Source organism: Caballeronia sp. LP006 (genome assembly GCF_031450995.1).
GTDB lineage: Bacteria > Pseudomonadota > Gammaproteobacteria > Burkholderiales > Burkholderiaceae > Caballeronia.
In genome coordinates this window covers 1,306,964-1,330,145 of record NZ_JARTVW010000004.1, presented here as the reverse complement: position 1 = coordinate 1,330,145, position 23,182 = coordinate 1,306,964, and the positions used below count along the sequence as shown (strand labels likewise).

The 23,182-nt window shown below is 60.8% G+C and carries 27 protein-coding genes; 14 read left to right on the top strand and 13 right to left on the bottom strand.

The window, feature by feature from the left end:
* Positions 1–31 precede the first annotated feature (31 nt).
* Genes P9250_RS16135 through P9250_RS16110 form a run of 6 tightly spaced genes read left to right on the top strand, consistent with a single transcriptional unit; the run spans position 32 to position 4,549 of the window.
* Positions 32–601, top strand: a complete 570-nt coding sequence (locus P9250_RS16135; RefSeq protein WP_244828831.1) for a cytochrome b — start codon at positions 32–34, stop codon at positions 599–601.
* A gap of 25 nt (positions 602–626) precedes the next feature.
* Positions 627–1,556 (top strand): pyrroloquinoline quinone biosynthesis protein PqqB, encoded by a 930-nt coding sequence (gene pqqB, locus P9250_RS16130; protein WP_309848349.1) that lies wholly within the window; start codon positions 627–629, stop codon positions 1,554–1,556.
* A 40-nt stretch (positions 1,557–1,596) separates the two neighbouring features.
* Positions 1,597–2,331: a pyrroloquinoline-quinone synthase PqqC gene (gene pqqC / locus P9250_RS16125; RefSeq protein ID WP_250467708.1), complete on the top strand. Its 735-nt coding sequence runs from the start codon at positions 1,597–1,599 to the stop codon at positions 2,329–2,331.
* Positions 2,328–2,636 (top strand): pyrroloquinoline quinone biosynthesis peptide chaperone PqqD, encoded by a 309-nt coding sequence (gene pqqD, locus P9250_RS16120; protein WP_250467553.1) that lies wholly within the window; start codon positions 2,328–2,330, stop codon positions 2,634–2,636. Before pqqC ends, pqqD begins: the two co-directional genes overlap by 4 nt.
* 15 nt (positions 2,637–2,651) lie before the next feature.
* On the top strand, positions 2,652–3,851 hold the full coding sequence (pqqE, locus tag P9250_RS16115; protein WP_250467554.1) for a pyrroloquinoline quinone biosynthesis protein PqqE: 1,200 nt from the start codon (positions 2,652–2,654) through the stop codon (positions 3,849–3,851).
* Positions 3,848–4,549: a response regulator transcription factor gene (locus P9250_RS16110; protein WP_250467555.1), complete on the top strand. Its 702-nt coding sequence runs from the start codon at positions 3,848–3,850 to the stop codon at positions 4,547–4,549. Before pqqE ends, P9250_RS16110 begins: the two co-directional genes overlap by 4 nt.
* On the opposite strand, the gene P9250_RS16105 is transcribed toward P9250_RS16110, so the two are convergent.
* Positions 4,477–5,451 carry an ATP-binding protein gene (locus tag P9250_RS16105; RefSeq protein WP_310394028.1) on the bottom strand — a complete coding sequence of 325 codons (975 nt, stop codon included), beginning with the start codon at positions 5,449–5,451 and terminating at the stop codon, positions 4,477–4,479. The genes P9250_RS16110 and P9250_RS16105 overlap by 73 nt on opposite strands.
* A gap of 227 nt (positions 5,452–5,678) precedes the next feature.
* Here P9250_RS16105 and P9250_RS16100 point away from each other — a divergent pair, with 227 nt between their 5' ends.
* On the top strand, positions 5,679–8,033 hold the full coding sequence (locus tag P9250_RS16100) for a TonB-dependent receptor (protein WP_310394025.1): 2,355 nt from the start codon (positions 5,679–5,681) through the stop codon (positions 8,031–8,033).
* Positions 8,034–8,042: 9 nt separating this feature from the next.
* Here P9250_RS16100 and P9250_RS16095 read toward each other — a convergent pair whose 3' ends face one another.
* The 4 genes from P9250_RS16095 to P9250_RS16080 form a co-directional block, all read right to left on the bottom strand.
* Positions 8,043–9,026, bottom strand: a complete 984-nt coding sequence (locus P9250_RS16095; protein ID WP_310394023.1) for a glycosyltransferase family 2 protein — start codon at positions 9,024–9,026, stop codon at positions 8,043–8,045.
* A gap of 104 nt (positions 9,027–9,130) precedes the next feature.
* Complete coding sequence (locus P9250_RS16090) at positions 9,131–9,538, bottom strand: hypothetical protein (protein WP_244828839.1); 408 nt, start codon at positions 9,536–9,538, stop codon at positions 9,131–9,133.
* Positions 9,539–9,671: 133 nt separating this feature from the next.
* On the bottom strand, positions 9,672–10,736 hold the full coding sequence (locus P9250_RS16085; RefSeq protein WP_310394020.1) for a beta-propeller fold lactonase family protein: 1,065 nt from the start codon (positions 10,734–10,736) through the stop codon (positions 9,672–9,674).
* A 168-nt stretch (positions 10,737–10,904) separates the two neighbouring features.
* Positions 10,905–11,450: a DUF3280 domain-containing protein gene (locus P9250_RS16080; RefSeq protein ID WP_310394018.1), complete on the bottom strand. Its 546-nt coding sequence runs from the start codon at positions 11,448–11,450 to the stop codon at positions 10,905–10,907.
* Between the two features lie 158 nt (positions 11,451–11,608).
* Here P9250_RS16080 and P9250_RS16075 point away from each other — a divergent pair, with 158 nt between their 5' ends.
* The 3 genes from P9250_RS16075 to P9250_RS16065 all read left to right on the top strand — a co-directional run bounded on the left by P9250_RS16075 (position 11,609) and on the right by P9250_RS16065 (position 12,877).
* A complete protein-coding gene (locus P9250_RS16075) occupies positions 11,609–11,923 on the top strand; it encodes a hypothetical protein (RefSeq protein WP_309959697.1) in 315 nt (104 codons plus the stop codon).
* Position 11,924: 1 nt separating this feature from the next.
* Entirely contained in the window at positions 11,925–12,299 is a 375-nt protein-coding gene (locus tag P9250_RS16070; RefSeq protein WP_310394016.1) for a VOC family protein, read from the top strand.
* A 329-nt stretch (positions 12,300–12,628) separates the two neighbouring features.
* On the top strand, positions 12,629–12,877 hold the full coding sequence (locus P9250_RS16065) for a hypothetical protein (RefSeq protein WP_250527041.1): 249 nt from the start codon (positions 12,629–12,631) through the stop codon (positions 12,875–12,877).
* Between the two features lie 12 nt (positions 12,878–12,889).
* Here P9250_RS16065 and P9250_RS16060 read toward each other — a convergent pair whose 3' ends face one another.
* Positions 12,890–13,435 carry a DnaJ domain-containing protein gene (locus P9250_RS16060; RefSeq protein WP_244828845.1) on the bottom strand — a complete coding sequence of 182 codons (546 nt, stop codon included), beginning with the start codon at positions 13,433–13,435 and terminating at the stop codon, positions 12,890–12,892.
* Positions 13,436–13,569: 134 nt separating this feature from the next.
* Between P9250_RS16060 and P9250_RS16055 the strand changes: the two genes are divergently transcribed.
* The 3 genes from P9250_RS16055 (at position 13,570) to P9250_RS16045 (ending at position 16,325) form a co-directional block, all read left to right on the top strand.
* Positions 13,570–14,121, top strand: a complete 552-nt coding sequence (locus P9250_RS16055) for a phosphonate degradation HD-domain oxygenase (protein ID WP_310394012.1) — start codon at positions 13,570–13,572, stop codon at positions 14,119–14,121.
* 83 nt (positions 14,122–14,204) lie between these two features.
* On the top strand, positions 14,205–15,641 hold the full coding sequence (locus P9250_RS16050; protein WP_409014889.1) for a DHA2 family efflux MFS transporter permease subunit: 1,437 nt from the start codon (positions 14,205–14,207) through the stop codon (positions 15,639–15,641).
* 117 nt (positions 15,642–15,758) lie between these two features.
* Complete coding sequence (locus tag P9250_RS16045; RefSeq protein WP_250467564.1) at positions 15,759–16,325, top strand: transglycosylase SLT domain-containing protein; 567 nt, start codon at positions 15,759–15,761, stop codon at positions 16,323–16,325.
* Positions 16,326–16,437: 112 nt separating this feature from the next.
* Here P9250_RS16045 and P9250_RS16040 read toward each other — a convergent pair whose 3' ends face one another.
* The 3 genes from P9250_RS16040 to rarD form a co-directional block, all read right to left on the bottom strand.
* A complete protein-coding gene (locus P9250_RS16040; RefSeq protein ID WP_250492940.1) occupies positions 16,438–16,833 on the bottom strand; it encodes a hypothetical protein in 396 nt (131 codons plus the stop codon).
* Between the two features lie 125 nt (positions 16,834–16,958).
* Entirely contained in the window at positions 16,959–17,285 is a 327-nt protein-coding gene (locus tag P9250_RS16035; protein WP_250467566.1) for a hypothetical protein, read from the bottom strand.
* A gap of 554 nt (positions 17,286–17,839) precedes the next feature.
* Positions 17,840–18,826 (bottom strand): EamA family transporter RarD, encoded by a 987-nt coding sequence (gene rarD / locus P9250_RS16030; protein ID WP_310394010.1) that lies wholly within the window; start codon positions 18,824–18,826, stop codon positions 17,840–17,842.
* 325 nt (positions 18,827–19,151) lie between these two features.
* Between rarD and egtD the strand changes: the two genes are divergently transcribed.
* A complete protein-coding gene (gene egtD, locus P9250_RS16025) occupies positions 19,152–20,120 on the top strand; it encodes an L-histidine N(alpha)-methyltransferase (RefSeq protein ID WP_310394008.1) in 969 nt (322 codons plus the stop codon).
* A gap of 1 nt (position 20,121) precedes the next feature.
* Here egtD and P9250_RS16020 read toward each other — a convergent pair whose 3' ends face one another.
* The 4 genes from P9250_RS16020 to P9250_RS16005 all read right to left on the bottom strand — a co-directional run bounded on the left by P9250_RS16020 (position 20,122) and on the right by P9250_RS16005 (position 23,172).
* Positions 20,122–20,418, bottom strand: a complete 297-nt coding sequence (locus tag P9250_RS16020; protein ID WP_244828851.1) for an acylphosphatase — start codon at positions 20,416–20,418, stop codon at positions 20,122–20,124.
* A gap of 82 nt (positions 20,419–20,500) precedes the next feature.
* Entirely contained in the window at positions 20,501–21,640 is a 1,140-nt protein-coding gene (locus P9250_RS16015) for a hybrid sensor histidine kinase/response regulator (RefSeq protein WP_250467569.1), read from the bottom strand.
* Positions 21,641–22,333, bottom strand: a complete 693-nt coding sequence (locus P9250_RS16010; protein ID WP_244828853.1) for a chemotaxis protein CheB — start codon at positions 22,331–22,333, stop codon at positions 21,641–21,643.
* A gap of 2 nt (positions 22,334–22,335) precedes the next feature.
* Positions 22,336–23,172 carry a protein-glutamate O-methyltransferase CheR gene (locus P9250_RS16005; RefSeq protein ID WP_244828854.1) on the bottom strand — a complete coding sequence of 279 codons (837 nt, stop codon included), beginning with the start codon at positions 23,170–23,172 and terminating at the stop codon, positions 22,336–22,338.
* Positions 23,173–23,182 lie beyond the last annotated feature (10 nt).

The window sequence follows — 23,182 nt, the reverse complement described above, 5'->3', positions numbered from 1 at the left end:
GAGACCGAACCCCTTCCAACGGAGAGACGCCATGAGCGCAGCGAAAACGCCCGCTGCCATACGCCCCGGCGTGAAGGCGTCGGACGAGCATTTCGCCCGTCCGCTGATCGCGCTGCACTGGCTGATCGCCATCGCCATCATCGCGATGCTGTGCATCGGCTTCTATATGGTCGGCCTGCCGCGCGGGCTGGCCTTCAAGTCGTCGCTCATCAACTTCCATAAGTCGCTGGGCCTGACCGTTTTCCTGCTGGTGCTGCTTCGAATCGTAGTGCGACTGGTCTACGGCCGGCCGCCTCTACCGCCGATGCAGACGTGGCAACGCGCCGCCGCGAGCATCACGCAGGCTCTTTTATACGTTGGCATGGTGGCAATGCCGCTCACCGGATACCTCGGTTCGTCGTTCAACAAGTTCGGCACGCGCTTCTGGGGTGTGCTTCTGCCACAATGGGGCTGGGACGACAAGGCGTTGCGCGGCCTGTTCTTCGGCATCCACGGCTATCTGGCGTGGATCATGGCCGCGCTGGTCGTCTTGCATTTTCTTGGTGCGTTGAAGCATCAGTTGATCGACCGCGATGGTCTCTTGAGAAGGATGTGGCCATGACGGCACTAGTTTTGAGCGAGGCGTTATGAAGATCCGCGTGCTGGGTTCATCGGCGGGTGGCGGATTTCCGCAATGGAACTGTAATTGCCGCAATTGCGATGGCGTGCGGCGCGGGACCATTGCTGCCCGGGCACGCACGCAGTCGTCGATTGCGGTCAGCGACAACGGCGAAGACTGGCTGCTCGTGAACGCATCGCCGGATATTCTCGCGCAGATTGCGGCGAATCCTGAACTGCAGCCCGCGCGGCGCGTGCGTGACACCGGAATCGCCGCGGTGATCACCATGGACGCGCAGATCGATCACGTCACCGGACTCTTGATGTTGCGCGAGCGCGGCGCACCGCTGCCGCTCTATACGACCGACGCGGTGTGGCAAGACCTTTCCACCGGCTTTCCCATCACGTCGATTCTTTCGCATTACTGCGGCGTGGAGCAGCGGCGTATCGCGCTCGATGGCACTTCGCTCACGGTGCCCGAGCTGCCGCGTATTGCCGTCGATGCGCTGCCGCTATCGAGCAAGGCGCCGCCTTATTCGCCGCATCGGGAGGCGCCCGAGCGGGGCGACAACATCGGCCTCATGTTCACGAATACGGCCACGGGCAAGCGTGCTTTCTATGCGCCGGGTTTAGGGACACTCGAACCGCATGTGCTCGATGCCATGCGCGAAGCCGACCTGTTGCTCGTCGATGGCACCGTCTGGACCGACGACGAGATGATCCGCCTCGGCCTCACGAAGAAAACTGGCGCGGACATGGGCCACCTCGCGCAAAGCGGCGCGGGCGGCATGATCGAGGTGCTGGATTCGATCGACCGCGCAAACACGCGCAAGGTGCGCAAAGTGCTCATTCACATCAACAACACCAATCCGATCCTCATCGAGGATGGACCCGAGCGGCGCATACTGTCCGAGCACGGCATAGAAGTCGCGCATGACGGCATGACGTTCGAGCTTTGAATTCCGGAGAAACTGGATGTCCGATTTTCCCGCCACGCCGATGCTCAATCCCACGACCGGGCCGATCTTCACCGCGTTGAAGGAAGCCGGCCCCGCCTGGACGCGCGAACAGTTCGAAGAGCAACTGCGCGCGAAAGGCACGGCGTATCACATCCACCATCCCTTCAACGTGAAGATGAATAGCGGCGGCTGTTCGCCGGAACAGATTCGCGGCTGGGTGGCGAACCGCTTCTACTATCAGATCAACATCCCGCTGAAAGATGCGGCCGTCATGGCGAATTGTCCCGATCGCAAGACGCGCCGCCGCTGGGTGCTGCGCATTCTGGATCACGACGGTTACGAAGATCAGCCTGGCGGCATCGAGGCGTGGGCGCGTCTGGGCGATGCCGTCGGCCTCTCGCGCGACGATCTCTGGTCGCTCAAGTTCGTGACGCCGGGTGTGCGCTTCGCCGTCGATGCCTACGTGAATTTCGCGCGTCGTGCGCCGTGGCAAGAGTCGGTGTGTTCGTCGCTCACGGAGATGTTCGCGCCGCAGATTCACAAGGACCGGCTTGCGACGTGGCCCGAGCACTACAAGTGGATCGAGCCGGACGGGCTTGCGTATTTTCGTTCACGCGTGTCGCTTGCACAGCGCGATGTCGAACACGGGCTCGAAGTCACGCTCGCGCATTTCAACACGCGCGAGCAGCAACAACGCGCGCTCGACATCCTGCAGTTCAAGCTCGACATCCTCTGGACCATGCTCGATTCGATCGAAAAGGCCTTCCCGCAATGAGCGACGCCAATCCTCCTCAACGAATCACGGAAGCGGTCGAAGCGCCGGACGACGCGTTGCGCCCGCAACTCAAGCGCCTGTTTCGTCTGCAATGGGAACCGGCGCAGGACGCGCATGTGCTGCTTTATCCGGAAGGCATGGTGAAGCTCAATCAGAGCGCGGCGCAGATTCTTTTGCGCTGCGACGGCACGCGCGATATCCCGAAGCTCGTCGCCGATCTCGAAGAAGCGTTCGGCGCGAGCAATCTCGGTGACGACGTGCGGGCTTTCATTGCCGGAGCGCGCGCGCGCGGCTGGCTTGCGTAAGTGCTGGAGTGAAGCATGACTGACTTGTCCGAACCGATTGCCAAGCCGGACCCCGAAGCAGCGGTCATTCCGCCGCCGTTGTGGTTGCTTGCGGAACTGACGTATCGATGCCCGTTGCATTGCGTCTTCTGCTACAACCCGGTGAACTATGCGGATCACACGCGCGAACTCAACACCGATCAATGGCTCGACGTGTTGCGTCAGGCGCGTGCGCTGGGTGCGGCGCAACTGGGCTTTTCCGGCGGCGAGCCGCTCTTGCGCGACGACCTCGAAACACTGGTCGGCGAAGCGCGCAAGCTCGGCTTTTATACGAACCTCATCACGTCGGGCATCGGTCTCACCGACAAGCGTCTTACCGCGCTCAAGGACGCGGGGCTCGATCACATTCAACTCTCGTTTCAGGACTCGTCGCAGGAACTCAACGACTTCCTTTCCAGCACGAAGACGTTCGACCTCAAGAAGCGCGTGGCCGGCATGATCAAGGCGCATGACTTTCCGATGGTGCTCAATTGCGTGCTGCATCGCTATAACCTGCCGCATATCGGACGCATTATCGACATGGCGCTCGACATGGGCGCGGAGTATCTCGAACTCGCGAACACGCAGTATTACGGCTGGGCGCACGCGAACCGCGCGCAGCTCATGCCGACGGCCGAGCAACTGCAGGAAGCCGAAGCGGTGGTCGAGCGTTATCGCAAAGAGATTGGCGACCGGTGCAAGATCTACTTCGTCGTGCCCGATTACTACGAGCGTCGTCCGAAGCGCTGCATGAACGGCTGGGGCTCGGTGTTTCTCGGCATTGCGCCCGATGGCGCCGCCTTGCCTTGTCATACGGCGCGCTCGTTGCCTGGCCTTACGTTCCCCAACGTCACGGAGACGCCGCTCAAGGACATCTGGTACGAGAGCGATGCGTTCAATCGATTTCGCGGCTTCGGCTGGATGAAAGAACCCTGCCGCAGTTGCGACGAGAAAGCGATCGATCTCGGCGGCTGCCGCTGTCAAGCGTATCTGCTGACGCAAGATCCCGCGAACGCGGACCCGGTCTGCGACAAGTCCCCGCATCACGAGCGCGTGATCGAAGTGGTGCGGGCCGCCACGATGCGTCAGGAGCCGGAAGAAAAACCGATCATGTTTCGCAACGATGCGAATTCGCGGCGCATTGCCGCCGAATCGCGCGAGAACAATTCGAACAAGAACGGAGAGAGACAACCATGACTGCCGACATCGCCGTGCTGCTGGTGGACGATCATGCCGTAGTGCGCGAAGGCTACAAGCGCTTGCTCGAATTGAGTCCCGACGTGAGCGTCGCGGGCGAGGCGGGCAACGCGGCGGAGGCGTATCAGAAGTTCTGCGCCTTGCAGCCGGATGTCGTGGTGATGGACCTTGCGCTGCCCGGCGCGAGTGGAATAGAAGCCATGCGCCGCATGCTCGCGCGCGAGCCGCATGCGCATGTCCTGATCTTCAGCGTGCACGAGGAAGCCATCTTCGTGCGCCGCGCGCTCGATGCGGGCGCGCGTGGCTACGTCACGAAAGCGAGCGCACCCGATGTCCTGGTCGAAGCGGTACGCTCCGTCGCGCGGCGCGTGTGTTACTTAAGCCCGGACATATCACAGGCGCTGGCGTTGCGCGCAACCATTCAGGAAGGACCGCCCGGACGTCAGCTTTCGGCACGCGAATTCGAGGTGCTGCGGCTCTTGGTCCAAGGCTATACATTGCCGAGTATCGCGGAAAAACTCGGCTTGAGTCAGAAGACAGTGGCGAACCATCAATCCGTGATCCGGCAGAAATTCGGCGCCGATAACGGCGTGCAACTCGCGCAAATAGCAAACCGGCTAGGCCTTCATTTCGCCGATTTCACCGACGCGCCGTTCGCTCCTTCGTTCAGTTCGCTAGGCAACGGCAGTCCCGCCTGAGCCGGAACGCGCGCGCAAAACAGGAAGCCCGCACCGGGTTGACTGGCGATATGAAATTCGCCGCCGAGCGCTTCCACGCGTTCGCGCATGCCGATGAGACCCAATCCCATGCGCGGCTTTGCGAGATCGACGCCCGGTCCATCGTCGGTCATCGTCACCACGATCTCGCCTGCCGGCGCACGCGCCAGATAAATCTCGACGCGTGCATCGCGCGCGAATTTCGACACGTTGGTCAGGCCTTCCTGCACGAGACGGTAGAGCGTGATGTTGAGCGCATCGTTGAGATTGTTGAAGTCGCCATCGACGGCTAGCGTAAACACCGCATCGGGCAAGCGCTCGCGCCAGCCGTCCACGCAATGTTCGAGTGCGGTCGGCAAGCCGAATTCATCGAGACCGATCGGACGCAGCTTGCGGATCATTCCGCCGATTTCGCGGTACACATGCGTCGCGCTTTGCATGAGCGCAAGCGAAAGACGATGCACTTCAGGCTCGCGTTCGAGCGATAAATCGCGGATGCGCCCTGCATCGAGCGAAATGGCATTGAGGTACTGACCAAGTTCGTCATGCAGTTCGCGCGCGAGATGCCGGCGCTCGGTTTCCTGCGCGGCAATGGCCTGACTCGCGAGCCTGCGGTTTTCCGCGAGCAGATGCTCCGCCTCTTCCTCCAGCGCCCGGCGCCGCCGAACTTCACGCTGCGCCTGACGGTAGCGCCGCCACGCGAACCACGCGAAGCCGATTGCGAGCACGACGAGCGTGGCGGGCAATTCATCGAGCTGGAAACGCTCGGCGCTGCGCGTCCATCGGTAGGTGAACTCGTTGAAGTCGAACGCCGCGAACAGCATGCCCGCCAGCACCGTGATAAGAACGACGCAGGCGAGATCGCTCCATACGGTCGAGCGCATGGAACGCGCGGGCGGGCGTTCGGAGAGCGAGGGAAGAGATTCGTTTGGTATCACGGAATGCATTCTACGCACGGCTTCATCCTCGGGCGCGACACCGTTTGTGCGATTGGGAACGCTTCCCTGCTGAATCGGGAAAAGCTCCCGGTGCGCGCGCGGGTTCTTATGCGACGCTTTCAATGAAAGGAACTTACCTCAAGCCGACATTGCAATAACAAGAGGAGACGACGATGAGAAGCATGCCGCGCGAGCGCAAGTCAGCGCATCGGTTCAAACCCCGAGCCGGATTGCGGCTCGTGTTCGGCGGTGCGTTCGCCAGCATCACCGTCGGCGCATGGGCGCAGGCGGCAAGCGCTCCAGAGGTGCCTCCCGCCGTTGTGGCACCGGTCGTCGAAGCGAGTCCGCCGCCGAATACCGGCTTGCCCACGGTAGTCGTGGTGGGCACGACACCGCTCATCGGCGTCGGCACGCCGCTCGAAAAGGTGCCCGCGAACGTGCAGACCATCAAGGGCAGCCAGATCGACGCGCAGCATTCCCAGACCATCACCGATTATTTGCAGAAGAACGTTGGCAGCGTCGATATCAACGACGCGCAAGGCAACCCATCGCAGACGGACATTCTCTATCGCGGCTTCACGGCTTCGCCGCTGCTCGGCACGCCGCAGGGCCTTTCGGTGTTTCTGGATGGCGTACGCATCAACGAGCCGTTCGGCGATGTCGTGAACTGGGACCTGATTCCGCAGGCCGCCATCAGCACGATGCAGATCATTCCCGGCTCGAACCCGACGTTCGGCTTGAACACGCTGGGTGGCGCAATCGCGGTGACGACGAAGAACGGCCGGGACAACCCTGGCGGCGCGGTGGATGTGAGCTTCGGTTCGTTCGGCCGCAAGGTGGCGCAGTTCGAACAAGGCGGGTTGATCGGCGATCATCTCGACTACTACTTCACGGCCAACATCACGAACGATAACGGCTGGGCGGCGCAGAATTCGAGCCGCTTGCGCCAGGCCTTCGGCAAGCTGCGCTACACCGACGCCGATACGACCATCTCCCTTTCGATGGGCGGTGCGGACAACACGCTAAACGGCTCGCAGACGATCCCGCGCTCGTTCCTCAACAACTTCAAGCAAGCCTATACGTTCCCAGATACCAACGAGAATCAGGTCGGCTATATCACGCTGTCGGCGGATCGTTACATCACGCCGAACATCCAGTTGAGCGGCAATCTGTACTACCGTCACTATCGCAACAAGAACGTGAGCAGCAACGTCAACGACGACTTCGGCACCGTGGAGGGCGACGATGACGACGATATCGATCTCACGCAGGCCACCAACGACCAGTCGGTGATCGTCACGGACAGCTATGGCGCAAGCCTGCAACTCACCTTGCTCAACAAGCTCTTCGGCAAGGACAACCAGTTGGTGATCGGTGCGGCGGGCGACTTCGCCAACTCGCATTTTTCGCAATCGTCGCAGGATGCCGAGTTCACGGATAGCCGCGCGACCATCGGCATGGGTCCGTTCGTTCCGCAGACGGACGCCAAGACGCGCAATCAGAACTGGGGCATCTACTTCGAGAACACCTTCTCTTTCACGCAGCAATGGTCCATGACGCTCGCCGGGCGCTATAACTGGTCGAAGGCGGTGATCGGTGACGAGAGCGGCGTGCAGCCATTACTCGATGGCAATCACACGTTCTCGCGCTTCAATCCGGCTATCGGTTTCAACTGGAATCCGACGCGCTCCTTCACCGCCTATGCCACGTATAACGAAGGCATGCGTTCGCCGACGGCTATCGAACTCGCTTGCGCCGACCCGGCCGCACCGTGCTCGCTGCCGAACGATTTCATCGCCGACCCCGACCTCAAGCCGGTGATTTCGCGCACCTTCGAAGTGGGCGCGCGTGGACGCCTTGGCAACGCGACGACATGGAGCGCGGCGGCCTACAGCACGACCCTTTCCGACGATATCCAGTTCGTCAGCAGCCAGGGCGCGGCAAGCACGCTCGGTTACTTTCAGAACGTGGGCAAGACGCGCAGGCAAGGCTTCGAACTCGCGGGCCGCACGCAATGGGGACCGGTCGGCATGGCCGCGAGCTATAGCTACGTGAACGCGACTTATCGTTCGACATGGACCGAGAGCAGCGCCAGCAATTCGAGCGCGGATGACGGCGGCAATATCACCGTTCACTCCGGCGATCGCATTCCGGGCATTCCGGCGAATACGGTCAAGGTGCGACTCGACTACAACGCGCTGCCGCAATGGAATATCGGCAGCAACCTCACGTATCGCAGCAGCATCTTCGCGCGCGGCGACGAGAACAATCAGGACACGAATGGCAGCATTGCCGGCTACTTTCTGATCGATCTCGATACGACCTACAACGTGACCAAGCAGTTTCAGGTCTATGCGACCGTAAAGAATCTGTTGAACAAGCGCTACGCGAACTTCGCCATTCTTGGCGAGAACTTCTTCAACGGACCGAATCACACGTTCAACGGCGCGGATACCACCAACGAGCAATTTCTGGGTGTTGGCGCGCCGCGTGGCGTGTGGGTGGGGATGCGGTATGCGTGGAAGTGAGTATGCCGCTCAAGCATGCTTGAGTTGACTCATTGCTTCCGCAATCGCGCGATGACAGCGGAACTTGTCCTCTTCGCTACGAGGATAGGTCTGTGCTGACGCCCGCCATTTGCGATCGAGCATATCGACCATTCGATACTCGAGTTCGAGTGCGCTTACACCATAGCGCGTGTCGATCTGCGAAAGGGCGACGCCGCCCGCGCGATACGCGTCGATCAATGTATCGAGTTCGGCTTCCGGCTTGAGTGGCCAATCGTGCAACGTACACAGGCGTTGCACGTCATGTCCGGTGAGACGCGGAAAGAACGTGGGAAAGATACGCATGAAAAGGCGCTTCTTGGCTTCGTAGAGCTTTACGACATCGAGATTCAACGACGTCATCTCTCGATGAATCCGGTATGCCGTCAAAGGCTCTGCAAGGTTGGCGAAGCGCGCGCCATGCAGCATGCAGTCGAACCAGAAGCCGAGATCATCCACAATGTGCAGATTCGGATCGTAGCGAATCTCGAAGCGCTGGATGAACGCGCGCCGGAACATCACGCTCGGATTGGCGAGGTAAGCCGCGCCGATCATGAAACGCGCCTTTATCTCGCCGTCTTCGAGCGGAAAATTGCTGACGGTGGAATCTTCACCGAAGTGGCGGATTTGCGTGCCGAGCACGGTGACATGCGGATGCGCATCGAGATATTCCGCTTGCTTGCGAAGTCTGCCCGACTCGGCAATGTCATCGTGATCGATGCGCGCAATGTATTCGCCACGGCATAGATTAAAGCCACGGTTTGCGTTGCTCGCGCGCCCCTGATTATGCTCGAGGGAAAAGATGCGAATGCGCGCGTCGTTCAGGCTGCGCACGCCTGCAAGCGTGTCGTCATGGCTCGCGTCATCGAGAATCAGGACTTCGAAATCGGCGTCCTGATTCAGCAACGATTGCAGCGTTTCGACGATGAAGCGCTCTGCGTTGTAAGTCGGGATGACGACGGATATCTTTGGCATGTTGAGCGCAGCGGCTTTTCCGCGGTCGGGTTCGGCTCGACATTATCCGCGCCTTCTTGCTTCGAATTGTCAAAGATGGTTTTATCAGCCATCCGAATTATTTTTCAACGCGGCTTGAAGGGATAAACCTTAGCTGGCCTGCGCTGCTGCAATTCCGCCAGATAGTTTTCGACAAAGCGGCCAAGCGCGTTGGCCTTGAGTTGTTCGAGCATGCGCATGGCGTCGCTTGGCGATTCGGGACCCATGACGAGTGCGCCGACGCCAAGCTCACCCAGATGCACGACGAGCGCGCATGAAGAAAGCGAACCAGCGGAGAAGAGGCGGATTGCTTCGGCGGCATCGTCGTCTATTTCGATGTTAGCAGCGCGCGGGTCGCAACGAAACTCGCCATGCTTGCCGACGTATGCGGGTAGCCAATGACAATTGGCAGTGCCGCCTTGAGCTGCGATCAACAGACGCTTACGTGAGGGCGAATCCAGGAGCTCCTGGAAAGCCTCGGCCAATGTGAACATGGTGCACCTCGCCGTCGAGCCTGTCCCGATACTACCAGCGCTCTCTTGAGCGGCGCGGATTCCTTTACGAAACGATGCAAGGCACAAACCGAAATGGCCGCGCATGGCGGCCATCGCGTTTCATGCATCAAGCTCAACGCCCTTCGATCGATCCCGCGCTCGGCGGATACGTCACGATGCCCCATGCGAGCGGTAGATCACCGATCTGCTTGACCGTCTGATAGTTCGATGCATCGAGCACATACACGGCGTTGGACCGTCCACATGCAAAGAGAATCTTCGAGCCATCGGGCGTGAAGCTGAAGTGCCAGCAACGTTGACCAATCGGTACATCGCTTAAGTGCTCGAAGCTTTTGCCATCGAAGACTTGCAAGGTCTTGTCGCGCGAAGCGGCAACGAGAAGACGCTTGCCCGAAGGATCGAACGATACGCCATACGGGCCCGTCTTCGTGTCGACGGTCTTGACGATCTTGAGATCGGCCGCATCGAGCACGGTGAACTTGTTCGTGTTCTCGAGCGTCACGACATACTGCTTGCCATCCGGCGATACCTTGATGCCGCGTGGGCGCGAACCTTTCGGCAACGTGACCGTGCGAACGAACTTGCCGCTGCCCACGCGATACACCGACACCGTGTCGTCACCTTCATTGGTCACGAGAATGGACTTGCCATCGGCCGAGAATTCCACGCCTTCCGTTTCGTGTCCGCTCTTGACCGAGCGCAGAACCTTAAGCGTCTTGAGATCGACGATGGCGATCTCGGCGGGCGGCGCATTGGGATTGTCATCGTCCTTTTCGGGTTGACCGGGCTTCGGAGGACCGCCGGATTCGCCCGGCTCGTAGGTCACGTAAGCGAAGCCGCCACGCACGCGCACGAACTCCGGATTCTTGCCGATCTTCACGCGCCGCACGACCTTACCCGTCGATGTATCGATCTCCGAAAGGTCCGCTGTCTCCTTGTTCGCGACGTAAAGGCGTGTTCCTTCCTTGTTGAGACTCAGGCCGCGCGGACCGTCTTTGCCCACATCGAAAGTTTGCTTGAGCGAGAGATCGCCCAGATCGATGACGCCGACACCGGCGGACTCGGTCGTCACGTAGGCGGTGGGCGTGGCCGCGTGCGTGGAGCTTGCGGCAAGCGCGAGCGTCGGCGCGAGTACCGACGCGCAGGCAAAGCGCGCCGCCCTGTATCTGGCTTGCATGGTCGTCTCCGGCTTTGATTCGTGTTCGATTCGAATTCGTTTTGACAGGCACCGCGACCGCGTCGAACGGGCGTGCCCGAATGGAACTTAGCCCAACATGCGCCGCTCTGGCAACGCCGGAAGGCGGGAGAAACTCCCGAATTCGTTGCCGTGGGTTCAATCGCCGCGTCAGGGCTTCATCGAAGGATCGTCGGCGAGCAGGACGACGAGCGCCTTGGCGCCACGCTGCCACGAGAGATCCGTGTTGCCGCGTATATCGACGGAACGCTGAAAGAGCGTGGCGCCGCTCTTGGCATCTTCCACACGAAGGTTCATGTTGAGGATTAGATTACTGATCTTCTGCACCCAGCAAATGCCCACGCGCTCCACGCCAAGTTGGCGCGCAACGCGCAGTTCGCAGCCGTTGCAGGCGCTCATGTCTTGCGCCCCTTGAAGCGACGCGATGAGGTCCTTGGCGGGCGCGTTATCGGCAATGCGGAACAGGCCACGCTCACGCATGTCGTCGCGCAGCGCGGTGCCGATCATCGCGAGGCGCTGGCTCTGGATGCGGTTGATGTCGGCATCGTTATACGCGGCGTTATCGTCGATAAGCGTGCAGTCGATGAGTGCAAGCGACGGCTTCTCGTTCTGCGCACCGGCGTTGCCTGTAGCAAGACCTAAGCTTGCGATAACCACGAGAAACAGCGCACGCACTACGCGACGGATGACGGTCATGGTTCAAGTCTCGTCGGGCGAAAGGCCCGTGGCTCAACATAACGTCCAACGCGCTGCGGAGCAAGCGTATCGTTCGTTTCAACGCGCTTAAACATGGATTCATCGCGCCAACAGGAGTAACGTTGAATAGCCCGCGCGAAGATGGAAAGGAGGCGATCATGCCCGACGACCCCACGCCGAAGTGGCACGTTTTCGAATACGAAGGCTTCGAGATTCATGCACTGCCGCAAATCAAGGCAGCGCCTGAATCCGCGTCTAACAGCTACGTTTATATTGCCTATGTATGCAGACCCGGCACGCATGCGCAAAGACCTGGCGACGCCGTGCATTTCCATTCCGATGGCGACGACGCGTTCAAGACTCCCGACGACGCAGCCGACGACGCGCGGCATGTCGGCCGAAGTATCGTCGATGGTACGCATCCGGATTTGAACGTGCTGCCGCTCGTGTCGCATCATCATCACACTGGATGACATGACCGATTCGAATCAAGACGAACCGCGCATTGAAAGTCTCAGCGCCGTTACGCTCGCCACGCACGATATGCCCCGTGCCGTCGCCTTTTACGAAGCGCTCGGTTTTCGTATCGTGCATGGCGGCGCAAGCGAGGCATTCACTTCTTTTGCGCTAGGTGCGTCCTTTCTCAACATCACGACCGAAACACATGGTCCCGTTCAATGGTGGGGCCGCTTCATCATTCATGTCTCCAACGTGGATGCGTTTTATCGCCGTGCGCTTGCCTGCGGAATGAAGCCGCACTTCGCGCCGCGCGATGCGCCCTGGAACGAGCGCTACTTCCATCTCACTGATCCCGACGGCCACGAACTGAGTTTCGCACGGCCGCTCTAAAAAAATGCCGCGCCGCGGCACGGAACTGGCTCTTACACAAATGACGGATAGCGCACGCATCGGATCATTGATATGACCGTTCGCGTACATACCCGTCCATCGCGTTGAATGACCATTCAATCGACTCGAAGCCGTACTCCGCCAGTTCAAAGTGAGCGTGTTGCTATTTCGCAAACTTGGAGCAGGCGCCTGGTTTTCAGGCGTAGAGTTAAAGTGCTTTGTCAGGTACGTGATGCATTGCGGCATAGTTATTTCAGTGGCGGGGCGTAAAGCCTTGAGCGCATCTGGCCGTTAGCCCGAACATGAATGCCGCGTGTTGGAGACTCGGAATGAAATGCACGAAAGAGCAATCCCTTCGCTATCAGGTCGAAAAATGGCTGGCGCCCGGAAGCACGCCGGTCCATGTCAGGCAATTCAGCCGCACGCGCACAGACCGGCGCCGCTTCGTTTGTGTGGAAACGCTGCAGGGCGCTGCATCGCGCGCGCTGTTTTTCTTCCGTCACGACGACGGCCACTGGTGTGTGTATCCGCCCGCGCCGCGTCACCGTAACATGCGTGGCGAAAGACTGGCCGCGTAGCACGGCATCGATTTAAAGCTTCAGGTTGTTGAGAAACTGGAACCACATGGAACCAAGCGGATTGATCGTGGGACCCGCCAGTTTCTTTTCAACGACGGGTTCTTCGGCTGGCTCGGCGTCAGCCGTCTGTCGCGAATCATGCAGCGCTATCGCGCTATCCGCGATTTGCCGCGCTTGCACTTCCTCGCATTGCTGTCCAAGCAGCGCGCCGAAGACGACATCGCGGTTATGCCCTTGTGATGCGAACCGCATGGCGAGCGATACATATTCCGCATAGAGCGCCTCGCGTACTTCACGCTCCTTCGCTTCGCGCTCCGTTTGCGCCTTATGCAGACGCGCGACCTCCTCCGCGAAAATGCGATCGTAGACTTCGCGTTGCGCGGGATCGGAAAGTATGGCGTAGGCTTCCTTGATCTCTTGAAACGTCGCGCGTGCGGCGTCTTCGTTACCCGCGTTGCGATCCGGATGCGAGCGCATCGCGGCCTTGCGATAAGCGCGCTTGATCTCTTCCTCGGTTGCGTGCTCGCCTACTCCAAGCGTTTCGTATAACGTTGCCATCTGCATTGAATGATTGACGGATCGAAGGGCATCGTAACACGCTAAAAACAGCGGTTTTATGCAGGTGCGCGATGCCATCGGCACGTCATGAAGACTCGCGACAATCACCGTTTCTCCTCGCACTGCACTGGAAGATGGCGCTCTCCCTCAACGACATCCGGCATCTCTTCGACACCTACGGGGCGCTTGCCTATAGCGGCGAGCCCGTCACGCAACTCGAACACGCGCTGCAGACAGCGTATCTCGCGGAGCAGGCGGGCGCGCACCGCGAGTTGATCGTCGCGGCATTGCTGCACGACCTCGGGCATCTGTTGAACTTGCAGGGCGATACGCCGACTACACGCGGTATCGACGATCTCCACCAGTATTACGCGCTGCCGTTCTTACGCCCGCTGTTCGCGGATGCCGTGCTCGAACCGATCCGCCTTCACGTGGATGCCAAGCGCTGCCTCTGCGCGATCGATGCCTCATATCACGCGCTTCTTTCGCCCGATTCGGTGCGCAGTTTGCAGCTGCAAGGCGGCGTATTCGATGCCGACGAAGCGCGCGATTTTCTGGCGCGCCCGTTCGCCGAAGATGCCTTGGCGTTGCGCCGCTGGGATGACGAAGCGAAGGACGCCGCACGTGGCACGCCGCCGCTTGCTCACTATCTGGAATACGCCGAAGACATCGCACTGCGGAATTGAGAGGCGACCCGCGCGCCTCCGCGGGCTTCGCGTAGACTGGCGGGCATGCACTCGTCATCCACTCGAAATGCCTTGCAGCGCCCATGCAGCGTGCGAGCACACACTGCATCGTGAACGACGGCAACTTTCGCATCACCGCTGCCGTCGTGGCCTCGGCGCTCTTCATGCAGAACATGGACGGCACCATCGTCGCGACCGCCATTCCCACGATGGCGCGCGACCTGCATATCGATCCCGTCCATCTGAGCAGCGCCATTACCGCTTATCTAATTGCGCTCACGGTCTTCATTCCGGCGAGCGGCTGGGTGGCCGACCGCTTCGGCGCGCGGCGCGTTTTCATGTGGGCAATCGCCACGTTCACGCTCGCGTCGATCGCTTGCGCGGCGGCGGCGAATCTTCCGCAACTCATCGGCGCGCGCATCGTGCAAGGTCTGGGTGGCGCGATGATGGTGCCCGTCGGCCGCCTGATCCTCTTTCGCGGCGTGAAGCGCGAAGAGCTGCTGCAAGCGACCACGTGGCTCACCATGCCCGCGCTTGTCGGCCCCTTGCTTGGGCCGCCGCTCGGCGGCTTTCTCACCGATGCGCTCTCCTGGCGCAGCATCTTCTGGGTCAACGTCCCGGTGGGCGCGATCGGTCTCGTCCTCACGTGGAAGCTCTTGCCGCCCTCGCCGCCTGAAAGCCGCACGCCACCGGATTTGCGCGGCATGCTGCTTTCAGGGACATCGCTGAGTCTGTTCATGATCGGAATCGAAAGCGCGGGACGCGGCGTGATGCCCGAAGGGCTGCCCTGGGCATGCGTCGCGGTCGGCCTCCTACTGTTCTGGGCAACCGTCGTTCACTGCCGGCGCGTGGAGAATCCTGCCATCGACTTCTCGCTGCTTGCCATTCCGACATTTCACGCGGCCACGGTCGCGGGCAGCCTCTTCCGCGCGGGCGCCGGTGCGCTGCCTTTTCTCGTGCCGCTCACCTTACAGACCGGCTTCGGTTACAGCGCGTCCGCTAGCGGACTGGTGACTTTTGCAAGCGCGCTCGGCTCTTTTTGCATGCGTCCGATGACCGCGCTCGCACTCCGGCGATTCTCCGTACGCGCGGTTCTGTGCGCAGGCAGCGTGATCTTTGCGCTGGTTCTGGTCGTGTGCTCGACGATGTCGCAGGCTTGGCCCGCAGCAGCCATTTTCGTGCTGCTCCTCGTCGGCGGACTAGGCCGCTCGCTCAGTTTCGCGACGATGGGCGCGCTCGCTTTCGCCGATGTTCCGAAGCCGCGCCTCGCCGCCGCGACTTCGTTTCAGGGCACCGCGCAGCAGTTGATGAAGGCGCTTGGTGTAACCGTCGCGGCCGGGACGATTCAAGCCACGATGCTGATTTCCGGCAGCGTTCAGACCGAACGCTGGCAACTAGCGAGCGCCTTTTTGGCGACAGCGGCAGTCGTCCTAATGTCTCTTCCAATGTTCGCACGTCTCTCCGATGAAGCCGGCGCTGGCATCTCAGCGCCCACGGCGAAGCGCGCAGAGCGCACCTGATTTACCGGGTAAGCAATACCGAATTGCAAAAATATTCATCATATTTAAGACAAGCCCATGATCCGCAAGACTTTTTTATGAAGCTATAATGCGCTTTCCTCAAGATTACCCAGTCCGATGCGTCGAAATATTCTCTCAATCCTTCTACTGATCAGCCTCGCACAAGCTGCAAGCGCGCAAGAAGCCGTGCGGCCCGGCGGCCAAAACGACACGCAGGCGCCCTCGGGCAACGACGTAAAAACAGAGCAAGTCAGTCACAAGATTTCGGAATTGATCGTTCGCAAGTTCGGCGTCGCACGCGAGAAGGCGCAGACCATCGCATCGGCGGTAATGGCGTCCTCATCGAAATACTCGCTTCCGCCGGCATTGTTGCTTGCGATCATTTCCATAGAATCGCGCTTCAAGGAAACGGCCCACGGCCCGAACGACGCAACCGGTCTCATGCAGGTCGTGCCTTCCGCTCACAAGAAGTTGGTTCGCGATGTGGATTTGACAGAGCCGGAAACCAATATCGAAGTCGGTTCGGCTATCCTGCACGGCTATCTGAAGTCCGCACAGGGCGATATCGACGCCGCGCTGAAGAGCTACGGCGGTTCACGCGCTTATGCCGAGAAGGTCAGTTTGCGCGTCAAGACATTCGAGCCGGCAGCGGCGGCAAGTGCAGCGTCCGCGACCGAGCAGTAAAACGTTATTCCCGATTCAATCTTTCGTTCTTCGCGCGCCGCTGCATAGCGGATGCCGCAACCTGCCCCGGCGATCGCACCTGCATGCGCGCTAGCGTACACGTACCACGACATCAGTAGCTCTTTTGTGCACCGTTAGCGTTGCCGGTACTGTCCGGCGTGCTGCGCTGCATGGTTCCCGGGTTCATGTTGTTGTTTACCCCGTTGTTCATGCCACTCTTCGCGCCTGTGCCGGTCCCGCTCGTGCCATCCGACGAGCCGCCGACACCCGTGCCTGTTGCGCCGCTCATGCCGACGCCACCACCCTTGCCCGACGCGCCCATGCCAGCGCCAGCGCCCGCGGCGCCATTGCCGCCCGCACCTGCCGACCCCATGCCCGCGCCACCGCCACCGCCTGCGCCGCCGCCCGCACCACCACCTGCGCCGCCTCCGCCTCCGGCCTGCGCGTAGACACCGCCCGAAAGACCCAACACCAGTGCCGAGATCACCAGCTTCTTAGTCGCGTTCATAGCAAGTCTCCAAAAGTTTGCGTTTCACGTGTCCATCCATCGTCCGTCCAGGCCGCAGAGACGCTGCAACGCACGTGGACTTGTTAGCGCAAACGTCGTGCCGCGTGGCGGCGATGGTCGGGCAATCAATATCCGTAGCCAGCGGGCGCGCAGGGCACGTAGGCGCGGCGATAGCCGTCGTAGCAATAGCCAGGAGGAACCGCAGGTTGTGCATACACGGGCTGCGCATAGGCCGGTTGCGCATAAGCCGGCTGTGCGTAGACAGGCTGCGCATTCGCCACCGAGCTCACGATGGCACCCAGCACAGCGCCGCCGATCAACGCGCCGACAATCGCGCCGCCATTGCCGCCACCACCGTGGCCGCCGTAGCCGCCGCCGCGCCCGTGGGCCGACGCCTGTCCTGCCACCGACAGACTTCCGATCATCAACAAGACAAGTGCTGCGCGTTTCATGAGACTCTCCAATTCCCGTGAGCCGGGTTCGTAGAGTCATCTTAAGCAGGCGATGAAGAAATAACTGATGCAGTTGGTAACCGTACATTTCAACGCTTACAAGTTGGTCCTGCGGCAGGCATTCGTTCGGATGTCGAAGTATTTCCACGGCACTGCTATAAATGCCGACATATGTGTTTGGCCGTAACACTTGGCATGTTGAATCGGTAAAGACTTTCCACGACGCTCGGCGTTTTAACGCGCCGTTTCATTTGCTCGCGACTCGTTACCCTTTGTCACCAGACGGACGTCAACGCGCCACTGAAGCGCGGCGTTTCATCTGCATCGCGACGAAAAAAACAGCGCATCAAGGTTTAACGGGGCGCAGCGAAGGTGCCGGTGGGGAGCCAAAACGAAGGCCGACAAGTAACAAGTCGCGAAATCCAGCGACGCAAAAAACGGCCGCCGATGCAAACAGTAGACGCAGCAGGCAGTCAGGGAGGCTGCGCGTAGGCGCATCGCGCATCGGTTGCATCGATGCGTTCAGGCAAGGCGAGCTCACGGGCTCGCCTTTTTTATTGCGTCGGCTCCACGCGCTCGCTGTGTTCCGCGCCAATCTCATGCTCGATACTCGCGTGATGTTCGCTGACCGGCAAACTCGCCGCCGACATGCGTTCACGCCGTAGCAGCCGCGCGCTGTGCACGGCGGTCAGCGCCACGGCAATCCAGATGGGCACATAGGTTCCGAGTTGCGTCGCTGAGAACGGCTCGCCGAGTACGAGCACTGCCACGCCGACCAGCAAGACCGGTTCGACATAGCCCAGAATGCCGAAGAGCGCGAGCGGCAAATAACGGCTCGCGCGCAGATAAGACGCGAGCGCAACCGTGCTCAACGCGCCGAGTCCGGGAAGCAACAGCAGCCACAAGCGCGCGTCGCTTGCAGCCATAGAAAACGAATTCCGTGCGAACAACATGACGATTGCGACCGGCGCGAGCAACATCATCTCTATCGCGAAGGAAACGAGGGGGTCCGCGTTCAGGCGTCGCCGCAAGATGAAATACGGTGGATAGCCGAGCACGACGACGAGCGTCGGCCAAGCGAACGCATGCGACACGACAAGCTCATGCGCCACGCCAAGCGCCGCCGCAATGACGCCCGCCCATTGCAGACGATCGAGCGCTTCGTGATAGTAAAAGCGACCCAGCAGGACCATCCCGAGGGGCAACAAAAAGTAGCCAAGCGACACTTCGAGCGCGCGTCCATGCAACGGCGCCCAAAGAAAAATCCATAATTGCAGGCCAAGCAAGGCGGCGACCGTGGCGAACGCCAAAAGCAGACTCGGGGTTCGAGCAAGCTTTCCAATGAGCGCGCACAATTGCGGCCAGCGATTACGCAAGGCGACGAGCAGCAGCGCGCCGGGCATGGTCCACACGATGCGCCAGGCGAAGATGTCGAGGCCATCGAGCGGCGCGAGCCATTTGGTGTAGCCCGACATGAGCGCGAAGAGCGCCGATGCGACAACGGAAAGCGCGATGCCGCGCCCGAGAACGTGCTGATTCATCAATGAGTGAAAGCTCGAGCGAAGCGGGAACTGCGCATTCTAAACGCTGTGCATCGACGCTATTCAGAGCGTGCTTCAAACTTCGCCTTGGGTCGTGCGCGTTTTTTGCTTCGCTAGTTCGCTTTTCGCGCCGGATGAACTTCACCGAGCGCGACGTTGTCTTCAACCCGTCATGCCGATGGGCGACTCTTCATATCTAACTCAACGGTTTCACCTGCCTGATTCGAGCGAAGCCGCTCACGTCATTGCATCAGCAGCATCCAAGCGCCGCGCCGTTGCAACGAAGGACGGCACACGAATAAAACGCCGCATAGATGGAGACGTCATGATTCAACCCGCCCTATCCACCCGCGTCGACAGCGCCTTTGCCGAGGCCGTCCGCGCCGGGTTGTCGAAAGAGCCGCAAAAAGAATTGCCGTCGATGTATCTGTATGACGAAGTGGGCTCGGCCCTTTTCGAAGTCATCACTGCCCTGCCCGAATACGGTGTGACGCGCGCCGAAGAGCGCGTGCTCACGGAACATGCCGCCGATATCGTCGCGGTAATGCCGGGCAACGTGAAGGTCGCCGAACTCGGCAGCGGCAGCGGCCGCAAGACGCGCCGCATATTGGAGGCGCTTTGTAAAAAGCAGCCCACCGCCTATTACCCGATTGAAATATCGCGCACCGCTTTGCAGTTGTGCCGCCGGGAACTGGGCGATATCGAGCGCATTTCGATCGTCGGTTATGAGCGCGATTATCTGGCCGGCTTGTCGGAAGTCAGCGCCAAACGGAAGGAAGGCGAAAGGCTGCTCGTGCTGTTTCTCGGCAGCACCATCGGTAATTTTTCGCGGCTCGCGGCGACCAAGTTTCTACAGTCGATACGCAGCATGCTCGCTCCCGGCGATGCCCTTTTGCTCGGCACCGACCTTCTCAAACCGCTGCCGACGTTGATCGCCGCGTACGACGATCCCATCGGCGTGACGGCTGCATTCAACCTGAACTTGCTGGCGCGCATCAACCGCGAACTGGGTGGCGATTTTCCGCTCGATGCCTTCGAGCACGTCGCGCGCTTCAATTCCGAAGCACGCAGTATCGAAATGCATCTGCGAGCCAAGCGTGCGCTGACGGCGCATGTGCCAAGTGCGGATCTACGTGTCGAGTTCCGCGAAGGCGAGACGATCTGGACGGAAAGCAGCCACAAGTACGCCGCCGATGAAGTTGCGCCGATGGCCGCCGACGCGGGCTTCGAATGCTCGCATCAGTGGCGCGACGAGGAATGGCAGTTCGCGGAGAGTTTGTTGGTGGCGCGTTGATTCAGTGCTGCTCGAAGCGCTCGTAGCGCTTTTCGACGTAGCGTTCTTCGCTGAAGAACTCGGTGACGCGGGCATGCGGCGGCCCGCGTCGCAGCCATTCGAGCATCAAGTCGACTTGATTGGCCGCGCCTTGTACGATCGCCTCCACCGAGCCGTCTTCGAGATTCGCGACCCAGCCGCGCACGCCGAGCGCATGCGCGCGCCTCACGGTGTGATGTCGAAAGCCCACGCCCTGCACGACGCCCTTCACGTGCACGTAATAGGTTTCGATTCTCGTATCCAGATCCGGGCCAGGCATCGCACATTCCCCTCGTAAGCGTTGATAGGCCGCATTGTAGACGGCGTATCGAAACGCTTCAGGATCAGCTCGATTTCGCGCTTCAGCTGAGACGGAACGGCTGCGCGGAATCCGTGCGTTCGCCAGGACGCGGACGCGGCGTGCGCGGCAGATGCACTTCGAACACCGTGCCCGCCTGCGCGGACGATTGCACCGTCACGTCGCCGCCATGCATTTCGGTGATTTCGCGCGTGATGTAGAGGCCGAGCCCGAGGCCGCTGGACTCGCTCTGACGCCGCCCCGAGCGATACGGCGCAAAGATGGTCGGCACCACTTCAGGCGGAATCTCGCCCGCGTTCTGCACGACGATGGTCACGTCGTCCTTGCCGCCTTCGAGACGCACTTGAATGGCCGAGCCTTCGAGCCCGTGCTGCAACGCGTTGCCGATGAGATTCGAAAACACTTGCGAAAGCAGATCGCCGTCGCCTTGCAAAAGCGTATCGCCGTGGCGCAGCACGAAGATGCGCCCCTTGCCGACACGCGCCTCGTATTCCTCGACGATATTCTTCGCGAGCGTCGCGAGTTCCACGGAACGCGGCTGCAAGGTCACGCGGCCGCCGCGCAGACGCGCGAGGTTCAGCAACTGATCGACCATGCGAACCATGCGCATGCCGCTCGACTTGATGCGGTTGCCGATATTCGCGACATTCTCGTCCGGCACGAAGCGCGCGAGATATTCCGCCGAAGCGATCACGGCCGACAGCGGCGTGCGCAGGTCGTGACCGAGCACGGCCATGAGCATCTCGTTTGCATCGAGCAGTTGCTGCACGGTTGCGAGCTGCGTCGCGAGTTGCTGCTTTTGACGCTCCATCTGAATGAAGACATCTACCTTCGAATTGAGGATGCGCGAATCGAACGGCTTGTAGAGAAAGTCCACCGCGCCCGCTTCGTAGCCGCGAAACGTGCGGTTGCCGTCCTGCGCGGTCGCGGTCAGAAAGATGATCGGCACATGCGCCGTACGCGGACTGCCGCGCATGAGTTCGGCAAGTTCGAAGCCGTCCATGCCGGGCATGTTGACATCGAGAATGGCGAGCGCGACGTCGTGCTTGAGCAGCAGTTCGAGCGCGGCCGGTCCCGATTCCGCCTTCAGCACCGAGAGATCCGGCCGCGCCAGCGACGCCTCGAGTGCGGTGATGTTGTTGCGGATGTCATCGACGATCAGCACATAAATGGGTTGCGTCATTTAGCGGCTCCCCTTGCCTGCATTGCCTGTTTTGCTTCCTGCGTCGCTTCCAGCTTCATTGCCTGCCTCATTGCCTAACTTATTCTCTGATAAGTACCCGATGCGCGTGGAAAGACGCGTCACCATTTGCTCCAGCGTCAGGACCTCTCGGACCGCGCCGTTTTCGATAGCCGCAAGCGGCATCGCGGACGAGGAAGCCGTGCGCGGGTCCTGCGCCCAACACGCGCCGCCCGCATCGCGAATCGCCAGCGCGCCGCGCGCGCCATCGTCGTTGGCGCCCGACAGCACGATGCCGAGCAGCCGCTCGCGATACGCGTGCGCCGCCGATTCGAACAACACATCCACCGATGGCCGCGAAAAGCGCACGGGCGGATCGACCGACAGCGCGATGGAAGGCGCCGCGCCATCTTCCGCCTCGACCAGCATGTGATACCCCGGCGGCGCGAAATACACCGTGCCCGGCGCGATCTCGTCCTTGTCGAAGGGTTCGCGCACAGCGATTGCACAGCGTTGCGCGAACAGGTCGGGCAACAGGCTCGGCTGACCCTGCCGCACATGCACCACGACGAGAACCGACGGCGCGAACGCTTTCGGCAGCGCCGGCAACAGCAGATTCAGCGCCTCGACGCCGCCCGCCGACGCGCCGATCACGACGGCATCGAAGACGAGCGGGCGCTGCATCTGTGTGCTCATCGCTACACCTTCTGATAAAGCCGCTCGCGCGGATTGAAGTCGGCGAACTGGTCCGCATGTTTCGAAAAACGCAGGCTCTCCTTGCTGCCGAGTCCGAGAAAGCCGCGCCGCACGAGCGACTCGCTGAAAAGGCCGAGCGCGCGGTCCTGCAACGCGCGGTCGAAATAGATCAGCACGTTGCGGCACGAGACCAGATGCGCTTCTAGAAACACGCTGTCCGTGGCGAGGCTGTGATCCGCGAACACCACACGCGACTTGAGCGTCTGCGAGAATTTCGCCGCGCCATAGGCCGCGTGATAGTAGTCGGAGAGCGAACGCTTGCCACCCGCCGCGAGGTAGTTCTGGCTGAACCCCGCCATGCGATCCAGCGAATAGATGCCGTTTTCCGCTATACGCAAGGCTTCCGCGTTGATGTCGGTCGCGTAGAACACGGTGCGCTCGGCGAGCCGTTCCTCGGCGAACAGCACCGCTAGCGACCACAGTTCCTCGCCGCTGCTGCATCCCGCGACCCATACCTTGATCGAAGGATAAGTCTGCAGAATCGGCACGATCGTCTCGCGAATCGCACGAAAATACTGCGGGTCCCGGAACATCTCGCTCACCTGCACGGTGAGGTACTGGAATAGCCTGCCGAAGAGCGACGGGTCGCGCAGAATGCGCTCCTGCAATTGCGAGAGCGTCGCGCATTCGAGATCGCGCACTGCCTGGCCGAGCCTGCGCCGCAGCGAACTCACCGAATAGTGCCGGAAGTCGTGCTGATACTTGAGGTAGATGGCCTCCAGAATCAGCTTCAGTTCGATATCGAACGTGGCTTCTTCGTCGTGCATGCTTTCGTTCATCAAGTGGGCC